Annotated in this window: 19 protein-coding genes; 9 read left to right on the top strand and 10 right to left on the bottom strand. The window is 67.0% G+C overall.

Annotated elements, in window-relative coordinates; genetic code table 11:
• Positions 1 to 102: 102 nt before the first annotated feature.
• Both YWM_RS0120845 and YWM_RS0120850 read left to right on the top strand, forming a co-directional pair.
• Positions 103 to 663, top strand: coding sequence for an SACE_7040 family transcriptional regulator (locus YWM_RS0120845; protein WP_028852314.1), 561 nt, complete (start codon positions 103 to 105; stop codon positions 661 to 663).
• Positions 664 to 712: 49 nt separating this feature from the next.
• The gene (locus tag YWM_RS0120850) at positions 713 to 1,168 is read left to right on the top strand and encodes a hypothetical protein (RefSeq protein WP_028852315.1); all 456 of its coding nucleotides are present in this window, start codon (positions 713 to 715) and stop codon (positions 1,166 to 1,168) included.
• A 152-nt stretch (positions 1,169 to 1,320) separates the two neighbouring features.
• Here YWM_RS0120850 and YWM_RS0120855 read toward each other — a convergent pair whose 3' ends face one another.
• From YWM_RS0120855 to YWM_RS24890, 4 genes are all read right to left on the bottom strand, one after another.
• The gene (locus YWM_RS0120855) at positions 1,321 to 1,692 is read right to left on the bottom strand and encodes a hypothetical protein (RefSeq protein ID WP_028852316.1); all 372 of its coding nucleotides are present in this window, start codon (positions 1,690 to 1,692) and stop codon (positions 1,321 to 1,323) included.
• A 193-nt stretch (positions 1,693 to 1,885) separates the two neighbouring features.
• The gene (locus YWM_RS0120860; protein ID WP_156914877.1) at positions 1,886 to 2,395 is read right to left on the bottom strand and encodes a hypothetical protein; all 510 of its coding nucleotides are present in this window, start codon (positions 2,393 to 2,395) and stop codon (positions 1,886 to 1,888) included.
• A 5-nt stretch (positions 2,396 to 2,400) separates the two neighbouring features.
• The gene (locus tag YWM_RS0120865; RefSeq protein ID WP_028852318.1) at positions 2,401 to 3,225 is read right to left on the bottom strand and encodes a PhzF family phenazine biosynthesis protein; all 825 of its coding nucleotides are present in this window, start codon (positions 3,223 to 3,225) and stop codon (positions 2,401 to 2,403) included.
• A 27-nt stretch (positions 3,226 to 3,252) separates the two neighbouring features.
• Positions 3,253 to 4,245: an adenylate/guanylate cyclase domain-containing protein gene (locus tag YWM_RS24890; protein ID WP_245566125.1), complete on the bottom strand. Its 993-nt coding sequence runs from the start codon at positions 4,243 to 4,245 to the stop codon at positions 3,253 to 3,255.
• A gap of 175 nt (positions 4,246 to 4,420) precedes the next feature.
• On the opposite strand from YWM_RS24890, the gene YWM_RS0120875 reads away from it, so the two are divergent.
• From YWM_RS0120875 to YWM_RS24895, 3 genes are read left to right on the top strand one after another with little or no spacing between them, the layout of a single operon-like run.
• Positions 4,421 to 5,221, top strand: a complete 801-nt coding sequence (locus YWM_RS0120875) for a crotonase/enoyl-CoA hydratase family protein (protein ID WP_028852319.1) — start codon at positions 4,421 to 4,423, stop codon at positions 5,219 to 5,221.
• An 8-nt stretch (positions 5,222 to 5,229) separates the two neighbouring features.
• On the top strand, positions 5,230 to 5,439 hold the full coding sequence (locus tag YWM_RS0120880) for a hypothetical protein (protein WP_028852320.1): 210 nt from the start codon (positions 5,230 to 5,232) through the stop codon (positions 5,437 to 5,439).
• Positions 5,436 to 6,374, top strand: a complete 939-nt coding sequence (locus YWM_RS24895; RefSeq protein WP_211232543.1) for a hypothetical protein — start codon at positions 5,436 to 5,438, stop codon at positions 6,372 to 6,374. Before YWM_RS0120880 ends, YWM_RS24895 begins: the two co-directional genes overlap by 4 nt.
• On the opposite strand, the gene YWM_RS24900 is transcribed toward YWM_RS24895, so the two are convergent.
• A complete protein-coding gene (locus YWM_RS24900; protein WP_052345358.1) occupies positions 6,283 to 7,419 on the bottom strand; it encodes a methyltransferase in 1,137 nt (378 codons plus the stop codon). The genes YWM_RS24895 and YWM_RS24900 overlap by 92 nt on opposite strands.
• A 645-nt stretch (positions 7,420 to 8,064) precedes the next feature.
• Here YWM_RS24900 and YWM_RS0120900 point away from each other — a divergent pair.
• From YWM_RS0120900 to YWM_RS0120905, 4 genes are all read left to right on the top strand, one after another.
• Positions 8,065 to 8,919, top strand: a complete 855-nt coding sequence (locus YWM_RS0120900; RefSeq protein ID WP_156914879.1) for a hypothetical protein — start codon at positions 8,065 to 8,067, stop codon at positions 8,917 to 8,919.
• A gap of 2 nt (positions 8,920 to 8,921) precedes the next feature.
• Positions 8,922 to 9,377 (top strand): hypothetical protein, encoded by a 456-nt coding sequence (locus tag YWM_RS26340; RefSeq protein WP_156914880.1) that lies wholly within the window; start codon positions 8,922 to 8,924, stop codon positions 9,375 to 9,377.
• The gene (locus tag YWM_RS25980) at positions 9,374 to 10,003 is read left to right on the top strand and encodes a DUF3558 domain-containing protein (protein WP_084612580.1); all 630 of its coding nucleotides are present in this window, start codon (positions 9,374 to 9,376) and stop codon (positions 10,001 to 10,003) included. The genes YWM_RS26340 and YWM_RS25980 overlap by 4 nt, the downstream gene beginning before the upstream one ends.
• A gap of 127 nt (positions 10,004 to 10,130) precedes the next feature.
• On the top strand, positions 10,131 to 10,874 hold the full coding sequence (locus YWM_RS0120905; RefSeq protein WP_156914881.1) for a hypothetical protein: 744 nt from the start codon (positions 10,131 to 10,133) through the stop codon (positions 10,872 to 10,874).
• On the opposite strand, the gene hutI is transcribed toward YWM_RS0120905, so the two are convergent.
• Genes hutI through hutH form a run of 5 tightly spaced genes read right to left on the bottom strand, consistent with a single transcriptional unit; the run spans position 10,871 to position 17,685 of the window.
• Entirely contained in the window at positions 10,871 to 12,031 is a 1,161-nt protein-coding gene (gene hutI, locus YWM_RS0120910) for an imidazolonepropionase (protein ID WP_028852323.1), read from the bottom strand. The genes YWM_RS0120905 and hutI overlap by 4 nt on opposite strands.
• Entirely contained in the window at positions 12,028 to 13,317 is a 1,290-nt protein-coding gene (locus YWM_RS0120915) for a formimidoylglutamate deiminase (protein WP_043662101.1), read from the bottom strand. Before YWM_RS0120915 ends, hutI begins: the two co-directional genes overlap by 4 nt.
• On the bottom strand, positions 13,314 to 14,498 hold the full coding sequence (locus YWM_RS0120920; RefSeq protein ID WP_028852325.1) for an allantoate amidohydrolase: 1,185 nt from the start codon (positions 14,496 to 14,498) through the stop codon (positions 13,314 to 13,316). The genes YWM_RS0120915 and YWM_RS0120920 overlap by 4 nt, the downstream gene beginning before the upstream one ends.
• The gene (hutU, locus tag YWM_RS0120925) at positions 14,495 to 16,138 is read right to left on the bottom strand and encodes a urocanate hydratase (protein WP_028852326.1); all 1,644 of its coding nucleotides are present in this window, start codon (positions 16,136 to 16,138) and stop codon (positions 14,495 to 14,497) included. The genes YWM_RS0120920 and hutU overlap by 4 nt, the downstream gene beginning before the upstream one ends.
• A complete protein-coding gene (hutH, locus tag YWM_RS0120930) occupies positions 16,135 to 17,685 on the bottom strand; it encodes a histidine ammonia-lyase (protein WP_043662102.1) in 1,551 nt (516 codons plus the stop codon). Before hutH ends, hutU begins: the two co-directional genes overlap by 4 nt.
• Positions 17,686 to 17,719: the final 34 nt, after the last annotated feature.

Here is a 17,719-nt window from a genome sequence, read left to right on the forward strand (position 1 = left end):
CGAGGAAACTCTGGCACTGCCCAGCGGGCCGCGGTACCGCCTTTCCGCGTGTTCTTTTGCCGGTGTTAGCGGTCGCTAACACGGCAGGGTTAGGATGTTTCGATGACTGCTCGGCGAGACGAAATCCTTGCCGCGGCCGCCGAATTGTTCGCCCGCCACGGCTTCCACGGGGTCGGCATCGACGACATCGGCGCCGCCGTCGGCATCTCCGGGCCTGCCCTGTACCGCCACTTCAGCAGCAAGGACGCGTTGCTCGGCGAGATGCTGACCAGCATCTCCAAGGACCTGCTGGAGGGCGGCTCGGCGCGGGCCGCCGCGGCCGAGACCCCGGCGGAAGCGCTGCGCGAACTGGTGGCGTTCCAGACCGATTTCGCGCTCACCCACCCGGCGTTGATCACGGTGCACGAGCGCGATCTGGGAAATTTGCGCGACGCGGATCGCCACGAGGTGCGCACGCTGCAGCGTCGTTACGTCGAGGTGTGGGTGCAGACCATCCAGGCGGCCTACGCGGGCGTCTCCGAGGAGCGAGCGCGGGCCTGCGCCCATGCGGTGTTCGGATTGATCAACTCGACGCCGCACAACCGGTACCTGGACAAGCCGGAACTGACCAGGCTGCTGCACGATCTTGCCCTTGGCGCGCTCGACGCCGTCGCGGTCGCTTGATCGGAACCCGACCGTCAGGGACTACCCGGCCGGGAGCCCCTCGTGTTTGATGAGTGCCGTGGACGCAGAGTTGACCGAACAGGCCAGCCTGGCGTTGGCGGCCGCCCGGCGAGGTGACGAAGACGGTGCCATGTTGCACGCGTCGACCAATCTCGCCGAAGTCGTCATGTTGTTGTTCTCGCAGTGCAGCGCGATGGTCGCCGCCTTGGGCAACGGCGGGGCGACGCCGGTGAAGGTGCAGGTGTTCGACTCCGACGGCGCGGAGGTGTCGATCGACCAAGCGGATCCGCCGGTGCGCACCGCGGTCCGCACCCTGTTGGCGGAAGTGCACGGGAATTCCGACGACGCACGGGAGCAAGTGCAGATCGCGTTGCAGCAGGCGGCGCCCGAAGAGGTTGCCAGTTTGGTTCTGCAGGCGTTGCGGTGGACCATCCGGCTGGCCAGCGAGTGCATGGAACGCGGCCTGCCGTTGCCCACGTGGGTCACCGACGCGATGGGAAGCTAGCAGCGCCGGGCGATGCGTACCCTCGGCACGCCCGTCGAAACGACCAACCGGGATCTTCTCCGCGAGGACTGGCATGGGGTTCGCCCGCCGGGCAGGGCAACTGATCATCGATGCCACGCCTGCCGAGCGAGCGAACCCCTCGCCACCGACCGTCAGTAGATCGACGCTGACGGAGCCGCGGACGAGCCGTACGTGACGACAGTGGTTCCGCGCGACGGGTCGTGCTGCCCGCTGCTGATCCAGAACAACGACGGGTACTCGAAACCGTAGACGTTGATCGACTCCACCCTGCTTCCGCCTGCCGGGATCGTCAGGCAGTCGCCCGGAGGCACCAACACCGTGATCTCGCCGCCCTCGAACTCGACGCTCGAGTCGTAGCTGCCGTACGAGCACACCGTGAGCTGCCCGGGTCCGGCCGCAGCCGCCGCCGAAGCCGGAGCCGCGGTGGCCATGGCTCCAGCGGTGGCCAGCGCTCCGGCAGCCAAGACCGCTCCCGCTCGCTTCGCCAGTCGACCGATCGCCATTCACAACCTCCCTGTCTGTGGGACAAAACGACCGAATGCACGCCCTGGCCCGTCGCTGAGGCACTCAGCGTGCATTCACCACCTGCACGCTGAGTGACCGCGAACAGTTCGGAACTTTCGTGACGAGGCCCTGGCCGAACGGGCCAGGGGACGGTTGCCTGCCAACAGCGGCCGCGGTCACCTTCGGTAAACGTCAGGAAATGTGCACCCGCGCAGCGGCCGGAATGCCGGTTGTTTCCACGATCTGGCCGTCCGTCAGGTCGTAATGTCCGGTGTGCAACCAGAACATGGCGGGACCTTCGTGTCCGAAAACGTGGATTTCTTCCACGCCGGAATTCCGCAGAATCGTGATTTCACACCGCCCCGGCGGCACGACCATGGTGAACAGCCCGTCCCGATTCGGGAACTTGATCGACGATGCGTACGAGCCGTGCGAGCACAGCGTGATCGTTCCGACTTCGCCGGTGTGCTGCTCGGCTGCGGCAGGAGCAGCGCCGGCCAGCACGGCACCCGCGATGACCGTCCCGATCGCGGCAACGGCACACCTGGTCGCCTTCCTCGACATCAAGGCTCCAATCACTCGAAACGAACACGTCCGCGCGGGCATCGGAAAAATTCGCGCAGCCCGGTCACGTGCCGCATCGAAGGAAAGGTTCAGCGCCGCATGGGCACGATTGATCCCACTGAAAGCGAGAAAGGACAAAAAGGTTACAGGTCGACTTCGCCACGCAGGCAGGTCGTCGTTCCGCCCGCGACCCAGACCTGCCCGTCCTCCTGGGTGATCCGGACTCGGCCGCGCCTGCCCAGCACGGTGCCCTGCGCGGCCACATACGGCGCGGTCAACCGTCCGGATTCCAGCAGCCACATGGCCAGCGACGCGTTCAGGCTGCCCGTCACCGGATCCTCGTCCGTGATCCCGTTCTTGGGCAGGAATGCCCGCACCTCGATCGCGGCGGGCGAACCCTCCGGATACGGCCCGACGACACCGATGTCGTACCGGCCGACGAACCCCGGCTCGAGCGAGAGCACCCGCTCGGCGTCGGCCAGCAGCACGGCCACCCAGCCAGGCCCGTTGTCGACCCACTGAGCGTCGACGATCTCGTCGCGATCGATCCGCAGGATCTCGGCCAACTCGGCCACGGTTTCCTCGTCGACCGGTCCCGAACGCACCAGTGGCGGGGCGCCGAACGCCAGGCCGGGCGCCGAACGGCGGATCCGCACCAGCCCGGCCGCGCACTCCTGCGTGATCTCGTCGGCGGAGCTGCCGGTGTGTTCGAGCCACGCGTGGCAGCTGCCCAGCGTGGGATGCCCGGCGAACGGCAGCTCGAGCTCGGGCGTGAAGATCCGCACCCGGTAGTCCGCTCCGGGCTCGGTCGGCGGCAGCAGGAACGTCGTCTCCGACAGGTTGGTCCACCGCGCGAAATTTTGCATCTGTTCGCTGGTCAACCCCTCGCCGTCGAGCACGACCGCGACCGGGTTACCGAAGTACGGTTCGTCGGAGAAGACGTCGATCTGCATGAACGGGCGCGCCATGCCTCGAGCATGCCAGAGGCCGCGGGGTCAGCTCTTGGGAATTTTGATCGCGAAGCGGTGGAGCCTGCGGTAACCGCGGACCGAGACCGGACGCAGCGGTTGCACGGGATAGCGCGGTTCGTCGCCGAGGGCCTCGGCCAGGCCTTCGTCCATCACTATGGTTCCCGGCCGCGCGGTCGACGTCAGGCGGGCGGCGATGTTGACCGTCTTGCCGAACACGTCACCGAGGCGGCTGAGCACCTGCCCGTAGGCCAGTCCGACTCGGACATCCGGGATCTCGGCGTCGGCTGCGGCGCGGCGGGCGAACTCGGCGGCGATCTCCACCGCGTCGTCCGGAGAATCGGCCACGAACAGCACCTCGTCGCCGATCATCTTGACGATCCGGCCGTGCCGTTCGGCCACCACGGTGGACGCGAGCGCCTCGAACCTGTCCAACACCGACGACAGCTGGTCCTCATCGATCTGCCTGGTCAGCCGCGTGTAGCCGACCATGTCCACGAACCCCACGGCGAGCTCGCCCGAATTGTCGTCGCCGGCGTCGAACGCGCGCGCCGCGTACGCCGCCAGGTGCCGGCGCCACACGAAAGTCTGCAGGCGCTCCAGCAAGGGCATGACGGTCTCCAAGAAGGCGACCAGCTGCTCCTCGTTCGCCAGCAGCTCCGGCTGCTTCTCGAGCAGTTCGCGCACCAGCTCGATCTGCCATTCGGCCAGCCGCGACAGGTGATGCCCGACGGCGCGGGTCACCGCCACATCCATGCCCGCAGGAACGACACCGGTGGCCAGCAACTTCTCCGCCAGGGCAGCCGCTTCGACGTCGCTGTCGGTGAACAGCACCTCGTCGTCGTCCGCGGTGGCGAAGCCCAGTGACCGCCAGCGGCGCTGCGTCACGTCCGCGGGCACGCCGGACTTCTCGGCGACTTCCAACCGGTTGTACTTGCGCGGGCTGCCCAGCAGCAGCGCATCGATCCGCCGCCTGGTCTCCGCACTCAGCGGGCTACGGCCCGGCTCGGCATCGTCCACGCTGCCTCCGCTCGAGTCTCGGCGTGTCGCTGACCATAGCGCGGGTTGGGTCCGCTGCCAGGGCCTTCGTCACCCGGCCAGGCGTATCGCCCGCCACAGCGCTCGTGTATTTACCGACGAGTAACGGCAGCATACTGTTGACCAACTGCCGACAAGCGTCGAGGAGCGGCCGAGCATGAGTCAGCGAGTGCACACCGAGGTCAGGAATTCGATCGCGTACGTGACCATGACCAGGGGTGCGAAGTTCAACGGCCTCGACCTCGCGATGTTCCGCGCGTTGATCGACGCCGCGCGCGACGTGCGCCGTGACCGCGAGGTGCGCGCGGTGATCCTCCGCGGCGAGGGCCCGGCGTTCTGTGCCGGTCTGGACTTCAAGTCGGTGAGCAAACAGCCGAGCAAGCTGCTGCTCAATCTGTTCCGGTGGCCGTGGCAGGAGGCGAACCTGTTCCAGCGGGCGTGCTGGGAGTGGCGCAACCTGCCAGTCCCGGTGATCGCGGTGCTGCACGGCAAGTGCTACGGCGGTGGTGTCCAGCTGGCGTTGGCCGCCGACTTCCGGTTCGCCACGCCGGACTGTGAGCTGTCGATCATGGAAGCCAAGTGGGGGCTCATCCCGGACATGACCGGCTCGGTGACGTTGCGCGAGCTGGTCGGCATGGACGTGGCGAAGCGGTTGACCATGACCGGCGAGCTGTTCGACGGGCGCAAGGCGGCGGAACTCGGCCTGGTGACCGAGGTCAGCGAGGACCCGCTGCACGAGGCGGAGATGCTGGCCAAGGAACTCGCCACGAAGTCCCCGGACGCGGTCGCCTACACCAAGAAGCTCTTTCACCGCACGGCACACCTGTCGCCCCGCAGGGCCCTGCGCATCGAAAGCAGGCTGCAGCTGCGACTGTTGCGCGGCGTGAACCATAAGATCGCCCGCACCGCAGGAATGGCCAAACAGGTTCCGCAATACGTCCGACGGACGCTGGGCTAGGAGACGTCATGGGTCGTAAGCCGCTCACCGAGCGGGTCGACGGTGATCTGCCCGCGGGCATCGCCGCACTCAGCGAGGAACACCGGCAGCTGCTGGCCGACGCGATCGGGGCTGCCCGCCGGGAGCAGGCGGAGGCGCTGGCCGCCGCGGCGGAGAACAGTTTGAACCACATCCCGCGGCTGCTGCGCGGGCCGGTTCGTAAGGCGGTGGGGCTGTGACGGCCTCCGCCGGGGTGCACGAACGCGCAGAGATCCTGCGGCTGGCCCGACTGCTGAACAAACGGCCGGAGGAACTGCAGTTCCTGCTCGCCGTGGACGACGCCGATCTGCGGGCGTTCCGTGCCCAGGTCACCGAGTCACTGTTCAACGCGCACGGCGATGCACTCCGCAGGCTCGGCTCGGCTGCCAAGCTGCTGCCCAGCGCGATCATCGCGAAGGTCGGCGAGAAGGTCTTCGGCCCGCTGCTGTGCGCGCGGATCGCCGGGGAGCTCGAACCCAGCAAGGCCACGGACATCGCCAAGCGCCTGTCCGTGTCGTTCTTGGCAGACGTGGCGGTGGAGCTGGATCCCCGCCGGGCGCAACGCATCATCGAGGCCCTGCCGACCGACACCATCGTCGCGACCAGCGTGGAGCTGGCGAATCGCGGCGCCTGGATCACGCTGGGCGCGTTCGTCGGGTACTTGCCGATGGACAAGCTGCGGCAGTGCCTCGACGCACTGTCCGACGAGCACATCTTGCGAACGGCTTTCGCCGTGGACGACGAGGACGCGATTCCTGCCGTCATCGACGCGCTGTCCAAGGAGCGGGTGATCAGCCTGCTGCGAACGGCGTCCGACACCGGTTCGTGGCCGACCCTGCTGGACATCACCTCCCAGTTGCGCGACGACCAGGTGGCGCAGGTCGCCGGCTACTTCGACGAGCTCGACGAACCGGTCCTGGTCGGTCTGCTGGCGGCCGTCGCCGAGCACCAGCTGTGGTCGCGGTTCCTGCCGATCGCCGCGGAGCTACCGGAGAAGTCGCAGCAAGCGCTGGCCGACGCGGTGGGCGGGATCGACGCCGACGCTAGGTCGGAATGCGTGCGCGCCGCCGAGCATGCCGGCGTCTTCGACCGGCTCGGGCCGCTCGCCAACGCTCTTCGGGAGGCGGTTCGCTAGCCCCATCGGCGGGCTGCAGCTCGACGAGGCGTCTTCCTTGGCGGTCCAGCGGCCGGGAGACCGTGGCCACGGTGAATCCGGCGCGGTCGACGACGTCGACCCACTCGTCGCGCGTACGTTCCCTTCCGCCGAGATAGACCAGCGTCGACAGGTCGGCGCGGGTGAATTCGGCGTCCAGCTCGTTGCGGCCCGGTGCGCGCTCGATCAGCAATACTCGCCCGCCCGGCGTCAGCGCCTCGCTGCATCGGCGGAGGATCCGCTCCGCGTCGGCGTCCTTCCAGTGGTGCAGGATCGCGCTCAGCACGATGACGTCTGCGCGGACTCCGAAAGGCTCGAAGAAGTTGCCGACGACGATGTCGACCCGGCCGGTGAGCCCCGCTCGGTCGAACGCAGCACGTGCAGCGGCAGCGGGCCCGGACAGTTCCAGCAGCGTTGCCCGCAGGTGGGGCTGACCGCGCAACAGGGCGCGCAGCAGGGTGCCGTTACCGCCGCCGACATCCAGCACGTGGCGGACGCCGGACCAGTCGTAGGCCGCGTTCACGGCACGGAACGAAGCCTTGCCGTCCCGGGCCATGGCGGCATCGAACGTGGCACTGCGGTTGGCGGCGAGCGCATCGGCCCAGAAGTCGGTGCCGTAGCGCAAGCGGTATGCCGTGTGTCCGCTCCACATGGCCTTGAGCAGATCGACGAACGCCAAATCGGCCCGGCCCATCATGTGCTCGGTGTTCAGCCACCCGGCGGCGGACTGCGGATGACCGTGCGCCAACAGTGCGCCGACCGCTGTGGGGGCGAATGTGCCTGCTGGCATTTCGGTCAGGACATCGACGGCCACGAGATGCCGCAGCACTCGGCCGAGCACATCCTCGGGAAGCTCGGTGGCCACGGCCAGGTCAGCGAGGCGAGTCGTGCCCGCGTTCAGATGGTCGACGATGCGGAAGGTGGCGGCCACCCGCAGGGCCATCGGGGTTGCCAGGTCGCCGAGGTTCCGCAGGACGGTGACCGGGTCGCGCGGCAGCGGGGCGCTGTCCGCCGGGGCCGGCGCCACCGGGTGAGCTGCCCGTCGAGTGGGTGCTGGGCGAGGTGTCACATCACTGACACGGCTGCCGCCCCGGCACAGGTCACGTGACGTCGGCCGCAGCCGAGGACGCAATTCACCTTCCCGTTCCGGTGGCCGAGCAGATGCTTGGTCAGACTGCCCGGGGAACACCGACACCGAGCACGTCACAACCGACTCGAACCCAACCCTCTTCTAGCTTGCCTCAAGCGATCACACGCAAGTCCTCACAAATCAACACACGCCGATCACACTGCGTATACGGCCGGTCACCGGTAGACTCCTCGTTCCGAGGAGGAAACTGGGGATGGCACAGACCGAGGACGGGCAATCCGTCGACCCGAAGGAGCTTTGGAAGTTCCACAAGTACATCTACGAGCTGGCGAACTCGGTTACGCACATTGAAGCCGATGCCTGCTCACAAGGCATGAATACCAGACGGCTTCACTGGAATCTTGGACCCTCTTGAAGGAACGTGCAGATCGCTCGCTGATACAGTGATCACCGACGCATTTGTATTCCTGAAAGAGAGACTCTGGGACTTCGCGGACACCGTCAATACCGCTGCCAAACGATACGGGCTTGACGATGACATGATCGAGCAAGGCTTTAAAGAGATACAGAAGCAAAAGTAATATGAGCTATCAAGACACCTACCCGATCGTCAAATTTCAACCCACCGGAGAAAAGACCGACCTTGCATCAGTATTGAAAGATGGCTTTCCTGTCACAGATGCAATTGATTGGTTTTGGCGCAACTTTGTAAACGACGGCGTGGGATTCCGCGAATCACTCGTCAAACCACTAATCGGAGACTACGACAGGATAGCTGAAAACGGTCGCGCGTGGCGGCACATCGAGAAGCAGATCAACAGCCTGAGCCATAACCTCACCGACAACACCGCTCAACTTATCCCTCAATATTGGGACGGGAAGGCAGCGAAGACCGCCAGTGATCTCGTGGAAAAGGTGTGGTCTCCAGCCCTGATGGGAATGGAGGTGGTAGCGCAATCCATCGCTATCGGCTATGAAAAGTTCACCGAGGGCCTTCTACGTCTGGCAAGATCTACAATCAAAATACTCGAAGCGATTATCAAGAGAATTACAAAACTAGCACGTCGACTCCTGCCGGGCGGCTTCATCGCAGGACTCATCGAATGGATCATCGAGGGCTTCGACAAGTTTCCTTACATGGAAGAAGTTGAAGAAATCATCGACCGCATCAATGAAGCCAAGAAGCTATTAAGCATAGCGCACGAAATCATAAATATGTTCAAGCGGTATCTTAATATCGCCGAGCATCTATGGATTTCGATCAAGCACCTTACACATGTGAACTCCAACACCGACCTACTCACTGCCGCCAAGGAGATCTCACGAGGTGCACGCAAAGCCGACAAGGCCGTAGGGAACTCCAAGAAGCTGCTGGATAAGACAAAAAGAGAATACAGTAAGGTCCTTGATAAGGCTGATGAAGTGACCGGGGAGTAGCGATGCGACACCTGACCAGCAATTACAGCCGCCAGCTAGATATAGATGACCTCCGCGGAGAACTAGACAGAATACTGTCATTTGCTCTATCATCCGCGCGAGACGTCGAGGCCAAAGCCGACGAAATTTTGAATAGTCTCGAGCCCGCTTCAGACGAGGAAGTTTCGGCATTCAGGGACTACATCCTGACAAAAGGACGTACACCTGAATGGAATATCGTTATCGCTAGAATTGAAAAGGGAGAGTTGACGTGGCGAGAGATTGTCGACGGCGACTGCGAACGGGATAGCGATGTGCTCGATGCCATGCGGTCCACTCCGCGCATGAGCCTACAAGCCACAGCAGAACCGACAGAATATGACACGGGCGCCAATCCAAACAGAGAGACTGGCCACCCACGGTCGCATTACCATAATGACGACGATGACTATTTCGAAGGGTTCTCGGTGCGAGCGTGAGAAGATATCAACGACGGACAGTTTGGATTAAGACCCACTTCAAAGCGGCAGTCACTGTCTCGGCGGCAGTTGTCTTATTCTGCGGAGCATGTGGCGATGGAAAGCCTGGAGACGAGCGGGCATATCCGCCGACAAGCGCTTCCGGAAAATCGAGCAATACGGCTCCTACCGTTGCCAACCCTCTCGACGTGACCAAGATTGAAAAGTCGCCATGCCTGATGTTCCCCGCAAACGCACTGAAGGGCGCGGGAATCACCCCGACCAACGAAGGCTACGCGGATACATTGAGTCGTCTTGGTCCAGCATGCCGACTCGACGGAGACACGGAGCATTGGCGCCTCTCTGCTACGCTTTTGACTTCAGATAAGCAAGGCTTGAGTCGGATATACGCAAATCAGGAGGCCAACCCGAATCCAAACTTCAAAGAGGTGGCACCGATTGAAGGCTATCCGGCGGTGCAAGGCGTCGGCACCAACTCGCCGAGCGAAGGCGGTTGCAACGTGACCGTCGGCTTGCGCGACGATCTCACACTTTCTGTGCGCGTCACAGGCAAGCAAGACAGGCCTTGCGAGTTTGCGAATACGGCCGCAGCTGTAGCGGTACGCGCGATCAAGGCAGCCCAGTGAACGAGCCCAGGTGGTCTAGTAGGAGCCTGCTGTCGCGGTCGTCGCTGTGGGGCGGCATCCAAATATAAGGTGTAAGCACCGGCCTCCCGGCTTCTTGAGGGCGAGCGAGGTTGGATGTGTCGCATGCGTGACCGGAAGGCCGGTCATTTTGACGACAGGGAGCGCAATGAATCTACCTGACTGGGTGCCTTACGTCGTCTGGCCGGCGCTCGTGATCGGCTACGTGACCTGGTACGTGTGGTCCCGGCGCGAACATCGTGCATATGTACTTCGACTTGCCAAGGAGCGTGGCTGGGAGTACCGCACACGTGACCGGAGCGTTGGTCGATACACCGAACGCCCCTTCGACAAGTCCAACGCGAAGCGGCGTCACATCCTGACCGGCGAGTACCGCGGCCGACGGATCTGCGTGTTCGAATTGACCTATCCGGAAAAGACCGAGCTGAGCGATCGGTTCCGGGACGCCAACGACGGGTTTCTGCGAAACCGTGTCACCTGTCTTGTCGCGGCGGTCACGCACGACCTTCCGATACCGACCATGTCGGTGGAGCGGATCGGCCTGTTCACCAAGATCAACCGCTTCCTGGGCTTGCCCGACAAGGCGACCGGCATCGAGGAGTTCGACAACCGGTTCGAGATTCACACGGCGCGAGACACCGACCTGTCGACCGTTTTCGACGCCGACCTGTGCCGATGGATGCTCGACGACAAGCGCGCCAGGCAGCTACCGCTGCGGATCGAACGCGGCGATGTCGTCACCTGGGAGCTCGGCAAGATCAATGCCGAGAAGATCGACACCTATCTCGACTATCTCTGCGACTTCCTCGACCACTGCCCCGTCCGCGCTGACGGAACAGTCGATCACGGTTAGACCTCGCGCCGGCCGCGTCGCCACACGGCCCAGGTCAAAGGGACACCGGGGCGATAGGCAAGGTGAGTCGCCGACGGTGCGTCGAGAACGTGCAGGTCAGCCCGCGCTCCCGGACGAACCACGCCGACCGCGCCGTCGCCGGTGTCGGCCCGCAGTGCTCGTGCGCCGCCTCGCGTGGCCGCCCACACGGCCTCCTCGACCGACAACCCCATCTGCAACACGGCCGTCGCCACGCAGAACGCCATCGACGTGGTGTACGAACTGCCTGGGTTGGCATTGCTCGCGATGGCCACGGTCGCGCCGGCGTCCAACAGCCGCCGCGCAGGCGCGAGCGGTTGCCGGGTCGACAAGTCACACGCCGGAAGCACGGTCGCGACCGTGTCACTCGCGGCCAGGGCCTCCACGTCCTCGTCGCTGAGATACGCACAGTGGTCGACACTCGCCGCGCCCAACCGCACGGCAAGCTGCACACCCGGCCCCTCCCCCAGCTGGTTTCCGTGCACCCGCAGGCCGAGGCCCCGATCCCGCGCGGCCGTCAACACCCGCTCCGACTGCTTCTCATCGAAAGCGCCCGTTTCGCAGAAAACGTCCACCCAGCGCACATACGGCACGACCGCATCGAGCATCGGTCCGCACACACTGTCCACATAGGACTCCGCCGTCTCTCCCGCCGGAACGACGTGCGCACCGAGGAACGTCACCTCGTCCACGACCTCGGCCGCGATCCGCGCCGACCGGGCCTCCTGCTCGACGGTCAGGCCATAGCCGGTCTTCGTCTCCAGGTACGTCGTGCCCTGCCGGACGGCTTCGCCCGCCAGGCGGCGCACATTCGCCGCAAGCGCTTCATCGGATGCCGACCGGGTCGCCTCCACCGTGACGTTGATACCGCCCGCCGAGTACGCCTGTCCGGCCATCCGCGCCTCGAACTCCGCCGTGCGATCACCGGCGAACACCAGGTGCGTGTGCGAGTCGACCCACCCGGGCAACACCGCGCGCCCACCGGCATCCACCCGCTCATCCGACGGCGGCTCGTCGGCGGCGCGACCGACCCACACGACCCGCTCGCCCTCGATCACCACCGCAGCATCGGTCAGCCGCCCCAGCTCCGGCTCGTTGGTCGTCAGCTCGGCGATCCCGGTGATCACGGTGGCGGTCACAGCAACTCCTCGATCACAGCGGCCAGCTCAGCGGCCGGCCGATCAATTCGCAGGTGCCGGCCTTCACGCACGACCCACTCCCCCGCGACCATGACGTCCCGCACGTCGGCCGCCGTGGCGCACAACGGAACACCGAGCGGCTCACTGCCTGCGGTCCGCACCGACTCGGTGTCGACCACGACCAGGTCGGCGCCGGCTCCCTCGGCGATCCGGCCGACCTCGGGCCAACCGATCGCCTCGTGCCGGGCCGCTGCCGCGACGAGCTCGGTGGGCGTGAAGTGACCGCGCGACTCGGCGGCCAACCGTTCGTCGGCTTCCAAGGCGAGCAGTTCGGCGAACGGGTCGACGACAGCATGCGAATCCGTGCCCAGACTCAGCATCACCCCGGCGTCCGCCAGCTGACGCGCAGGCCCGATGCCATCACCCAAGTCCCGCTCGGTCGTCGGACAGAAACAAGCACCGGAACCGCCCAGCAACGCGACGTCCTTGTCGGTCAGATGCGTCGCATGCACGCCGACGAAGCCGTCGCCCAGCACGCCGAGGTCGGCCAGCAGCTCGGACGGAGTCCGACCGTGCACCCGCAGGCAGGCTTCGTTCTCCGCGCGCTGCTCGGACAGATGAGCGTGCAGCGGCCGTCCGGCAGCCCAGGACTTGACCACCGGGATCTGCTCGGCGGGCACAGCGCGCACCGAGTGCACCGCTGCTCCCACTCGGGCCAAGCCCTCCGGCCGGAAGTCGTCCACGCGCGACGCCCACCGCTGCGCATCGCCGTCGGAGAACCGACGCTGTGCACGCGACAGCTCGCCACCTTCCAAGCCCGGCGTCAGATAGCAGGTGTCGAGCAGCGTCAGCCGGATTCCCGCCTCCGCCGCCGCCTGCGCCAACGCGTACCCCATCGCGTTGGGGTCCGCATACGGCTTGCCTTCCGCGGCATGGTGCACGTAGTGGAACTCCCCGACACTGGTGAACCCTGCGAGCACCATCTCGGCGTAGACAGCCCGGGCAAGGCGCAGGTACGAGTCCGGGTCCAGCCGCTCAGCCACCGCGTACATACGCTCACGCCACGTCCAGAAAGTGCCGCCATCCGCATGCGTGCGGCCGCGCAGCGCGCGATGAAAAGCGTGCGAGTGGGCATTGGCGAACCCGGGCAGCGTGAGACCAGCCAGAACGGTGCCCTCACGCGGCACACCCGGCTCTACCGAGACGATGCGCGAGCCGTCGACGGTGATCGCAACCCCGGCAGCCGGCCCGTCCGGCAACCACGCGTACTCACACCAGAACCTCATCCGGCGAGCTCCTCCAGCACCGCAGCCAGCGCCCGCACACCAGCGGCGCAGTCCTCGTCGGTCGCGAACTCCTCCGGCGCGTGCGACACCCCCGTCGGATTCCGCACATACAGCATGCCGGTCGGAACGTGCGCGGCCAGCACGCCCGCGTCGTGCCCCGCGCCGGTCGGCAGCACCGGAACATCACCGAGCACCCCACGGAACCGATCACGCAGGCCCGGATCGAACGCGACCTCGCCGCTGAAGGATTCCTCGCGCACCTCGACCTCACAGCCTTCGTCGGCTGCCGCCTGCTGCGCCGCCGCGATCACCTCGTCGACTGCTTCCCGGGTGCCCGGTTCACTCGCCGAGCGGGCATCGAGCCACACGTCGACCCGGCTCGCGACCACGTTGGTGCCACCGGGCACGGGAATCAGACGCCCGACTGTCGCCCGCGTGCCCGCCTTCGCCGCCGACCTGGCCGCGAGCACCGTGCGGGCCGCGGGCAGCATCGGGTCCCGCCGGTCGGCCATGGCCGCGGTCCCCGCGTGATCACCTCGTCCCACGAACGTCAGCCGCCACCGCCCGTGCGGGTCGATGGTGGACCCGATCGCCACCGGCCGGCCCAGCGGCTCGAGCGCCTTGCCCTGCTCGACGTGCAGCTCGACGAACGCCCCGATGCGGCTCACCGCATCGGGATCCGGCCCGATTCGCTCCGGTTCGAGCCCGGCACGCGCAGCCGCTTCCCCGAACGTCACGCCGTCCGGGTCGGTCAACTTCAGCGCCCGTTCGGGCGCGATCGCCCCGGTCAACAGTCGCGAGCCGAGGCACGCCACACCGAAGCGGCCACCTTCTTCCTCGGCGAAGACCACCACGGCCAGTGGACGGCGCGGGCGAAACCCGGTCGCCCGCAACTCGTCCACCGCGGCCAACGCCGACACCACACCCAACGGCCCGTCGAACGCTCCCCCGCCGGGGACCGAATCCAGGTGGCTACCCGTCACGACGGCGTCCGGGCCGGGCGTCCCCCACCACGCCCAGAGGTTGCCGTTGCGGTCCTGTTCCACGTCGAGGCCGCGCCGCTGGGCCTGCTCGGTGAACCAAGCGCGCAGTTGCAGCTCCGGGTCGGTGAACACATGCCGCGAGTAGCCGCCCCGGAACCGGTCGGCGCCGACGCCCTCGAGATCCCGCAGCAGGCTCATGCCATCGGCACCCGGACACCACGCTCGGCCGCGACCTGCGCGGCCTCCTCGTACCCGGCGTCGACGTGCCGGATGACGCCCATGCCCGGGTCGTTGGTCAGCACGCGCTCGAGCTTCTGCGCGGCCAGCTCGGTGCCGTCCGCCACGGTGACCTGCCCGGCGTGGATCGACCGGCCGATGCCGACCCCACCGCCGTGGTGGATCGACACCCACGTCGCACCGGACGCGGTGTTGACCATCGCGTTCAACAGCGGCCAGTCCGCGATCGCGTCCGAGCCGTCGATCATCGCCTCCGTCTCCCGGTACGGCGAAGCCACCGAACCGCAGTCCAGATGGTCGCGACCGATGACGATCGGCGCGGAGATCTCGCCCGAGGCGACCATCTCGTTGAACCGCAGACCCGCCAAGTGTCGTTCGCCGTAGCCGAGCCAGCAGATCCGCGCGGGCAGCCCTTGGAACGCCACCCGTTCACCGGCCATCCGGATCCAGCGCGCCAGCGGCTCGTTCTCGCCGAACAGGTCGAGAATCGCGCGGTCGGTGGCGGCGATGTCTGCGGGATCGCCGGACAGCGCGGCCCAGCGGAACGGGCCCTTGCCCTCGCAGAACAGCGGCCGGATGTAGGCGGGCACGAAGCCCGGGTAGTCGAACGCCCGCTCCACGCCGCCCTGCTTGGCCTCGCTGCGCAGCGAGTTGCCGTAGTCGAACACCTCGGCGCCGCGATCCAGGAATCCGACCATCGCGTCCACGTGATCGGCCATCGACTCCCGCGACCGGTCGGTGAACTCGTCCGGCTTCGACGCCGCGTAGTCACCCCAGTCCTCGAGCGCCACGCCCTTGGGCAGATAAGCCAGCGGGTCGTGCGCGGACGTCTGGTCGGTGACGACATCCACCTCGACTCCCCGCCGCAGCAACTCGGGCAGCACGTCCGCGGCATTGCCGATGACACCCACGGACAGCGGCTTGCGCTCCCGCTTGGCGGCCTCGACGCGCGCGATCGCGTCATCGAGGTCCTCGGCGACCACGTCCAGATAGCGCGTCTCCACCCTGCGCCGAGCGCGGGCCGGGTCGACCTCGACCACCAGCGCGACGCCGCCGTTCATGGTGATGGCCAAGGGCTGCGCACCGCCCATACCGCCCAGGCCGGCCGTCACCGTCAACGTCCCGGCCAGCGAGCCGCCGAACCGCTTGGCGGCCACGGCCGCGAAGGTTTCGTAGGTGCCCTGCAGGATGCCCTGGGTGCCGATGTAGATCCACGACCCCGCGGTCATCTGCCCGTACATGGTCAGCCCGAGCGCGTCGAGCCGCCGGAACTCCGGCCAGTTCGCCCACTCCGGCACCAGGTTCGAGTTGGCGATGAGCACCCGCGGCGCCCACTCGTGCGTGCGCATGACACCGACCGGCTTGCCGGACTGCACCAGCAGCGTCTCGTCGTCGGCCAGGGTGGTCAGCTCTCGGGTGATCGCGTGGAAGGACGGCCAGTCCCGCGCCGCCTTGCCGGTGCCGCCGTAGACCACCAGGTCCTCCGGCCGTTCGGCGACATCCGGGTCCAGGTTGTTGTGCAGCATGCGCAGCGGGGCCTCGGTTTGCCAGCTGCGTGCGGTCAGCGCGGTGCCTCGCGCCGCCGTGATCTTCGGCGTCATGCGTTCCCTCCCAGGTGTGGCGATACCGCGTCGAGCACGGCCCCGGACGCGATCAGCTCCTCGGCCGCGGCGATCTCCGGGGCCACGTGCCGGTCCGGCCCGGTTCCCGGCACCCGCTCCCGCAGCAGCGCGACGGCGGCCGCGGTCGCGGCGGCCGGTTCCAGTGGTTTCCGCAGTTCGAGGGCCCGAGCAGCGGTGATGAACTCGACGGCCAGCACGGTGGTCAACCCGCGCACGGCGTGCCGCAACTTGCGGGCCGCCGACCAGCCCATCGACACGTGGTCTTCCTGCATCGCCGACGACGGGATGGAGTCGACCGACGCGGGCACCGCCAGCCGCTTGAGGTCGGAGACCACCGCGGCCTGCGTGTACTGCGCGATCATGTAGCCGGAGTCGACGCCCGGGTCGTCGGCCAGGAACGGTGGCAGACCGTGCGAACGGGCCACGTCGAGCATGCGGTCGGTGCGCCGCTCGGCCATGCTCGCCAGGTCGGCGATCGGGATGGCCAGGAAGTCCAGCACATAGGCCAGCGGCGCGCCGTGGAAGTTGCCGTTGGACTCGATGCGGCCGTCGTCGAGCACCACCGGGTTGTCGATCGCCGAGGACAACTCGCGCTCGGCCACCGCGTGCGCGTGCGCGACGGTGTCCCGGGCAGCGCCGTGAACCTGCGGAGCGCACCGCAACGAGTAGGCGTCCTGCACGCGCGGATCCTCGGGGCCGCGGTGGCTGGCCACGATCGGCGAACCGGCCAGCAGGGCGGTGATCCGTGCCGCGGAGCGCGCCTGACCCGGGTGGGGCCGCAAGGCTTGCAGGTCGGCGGCGAACACCCGATCGGTGCCCAGCAGCGCCTCGACGCTCATCGCCGCCGTCAGGTCCGCGACATCGAGCAGCCGAGACAGGTCGGTCAGCGCGAGCGCCAGCATGCCGAGCATGCCGTCGGTGCCGTTGGTCAGGGCGAGCCCTTCCTTCTCCGCCAATCGCACCGGCTCGATCCCGGCGTCGGCCAACGCGTCGGCGGCCGGACGACGGGTTCCGTGCTGGTCGAAGACCTCGCCCTCGCCCATCAACGCCAGGGCGACGGCGGCGAGCGGAGCGAGATCGCCGGAGCAACCGAGCGAGCCGAACTCGTGCACCACGGGGATCAACCCGGAGTTGAGCAGATCCACCAGCGCCTGCGCGGTCTCCGGACGGACACCGCTGTGACCGGCGGCCAGCGTGCGCAGTCTCAGCAGCATCATCGCCCGCACCACTTCGGGCTCCACCGGTTCTCCCGCGCCCGCCGCGTGCGACCGGATCAGCGAACGCTGCAGGTCAGCGCGCCGCTCCGCGGGGATGTGCTTGGTGGCCAACGCGCCGAACCCGGTCGACACCCCGTACGCGGGCCGAGTGGCCGCAGCGTGCGCGTCGACGTGCAGGCGGGCCGCGGCGATGCGCTTGGCGGCTTCGTCGGTGAGCTCCACCCGGGCACCCGAGCGCGCGACGGCAGCGACCTGCTCGATGGTCAGCGGCTCCGTGCCGACCTGAATGACCGACTCGTGCAACGACATGTACTCATTGGACTCCCTGCGGGCTCGGTCCTCA

It is taken from the genome of Thermocrispum municipale DSM 44069 (genome assembly GCF_000427825.1).
Classification (GTDB): domain Bacteria; phylum Actinomycetota; class Actinomycetes; order Mycobacteriales; family Pseudonocardiaceae; genus Thermocrispum; species Thermocrispum municipale.

Bases quoted from the DNA above. Each gene is read 5' to 3' on its own strand.
- YWM_RS0120900 (WP_156914879.1), top strand. From the start codon at position 8,065: ATGAGCTATCAAGACACCTACCCGATCGTCAAATTTCAACCCACCGGA.
- YWM_RS26340 (WP_156914880.1), top strand. From the start codon at position 8,922: ATGCGACACCTGACCAGCAATTACAGCCGCCAGCTAGATATAGATGAC.
- hutU (WP_028852326.1), bottom strand. From the start codon at position 16,138: ATGACGCCGAAGATCACGGCGGCGCGAGGCACCGCGCTGACCGCACGC.
- YWM_RS0120915 (WP_043662101.1), bottom strand. From the start codon at position 13,317: ATGAGGTTCTGGTGTGAGTACGCGTGGTTGCCGGACGGGCCGGCTGCC.
- YWM_RS0120920 (WP_028852325.1), bottom strand. From the start codon at position 14,498: ATGAGCCTGCTGCGGGATCTCGAGGGCGTCGGCGCCGACCGGTTCCGG.
- YWM_RS0120855 (WP_028852316.1), bottom strand. From the start codon at position 1,692: ATGGCGATCGGTCGACTGGCGAAGCGAGCGGGAGCGGTCTTGGCTGCC.
- YWM_RS0120880 (WP_028852320.1), top strand. From the start codon at position 5,230: ATGGGTCGTAAGCCGCTCACCGAGCGGGTCGACGGTGATCTGCCCGCG.
- hutH (WP_043662102.1), bottom strand. From the start codon at position 17,685: ATGTCGTTGCACGAGTCGGTCATTCAGGTCGGCACGGAGCCGCTGACC.
- YWM_RS0120865 (WP_028852318.1), bottom strand. From the start codon at position 3,225: ATGGCGCGCCCGTTCATGCAGATCGACGTCTTCTCCGACGAACCGTAC.
- YWM_RS0120850 (WP_028852315.1), top strand. From the start codon at position 713: ATGAGTGCCGTGGACGCAGAGTTGACCGAACAGGCCAGCCTGGCGTTG.
- YWM_RS0120845 (WP_028852314.1), top strand. From the start codon at position 103: ATGACTGCTCGGCGAGACGAAATCCTTGCCGCGGCCGCCGAATTGTTC.
- YWM_RS0120875 (WP_028852319.1), top strand. From the start codon at position 4,421: ATGAGTCAGCGAGTGCACACCGAGGTCAGGAATTCGATCGCGTACGTG.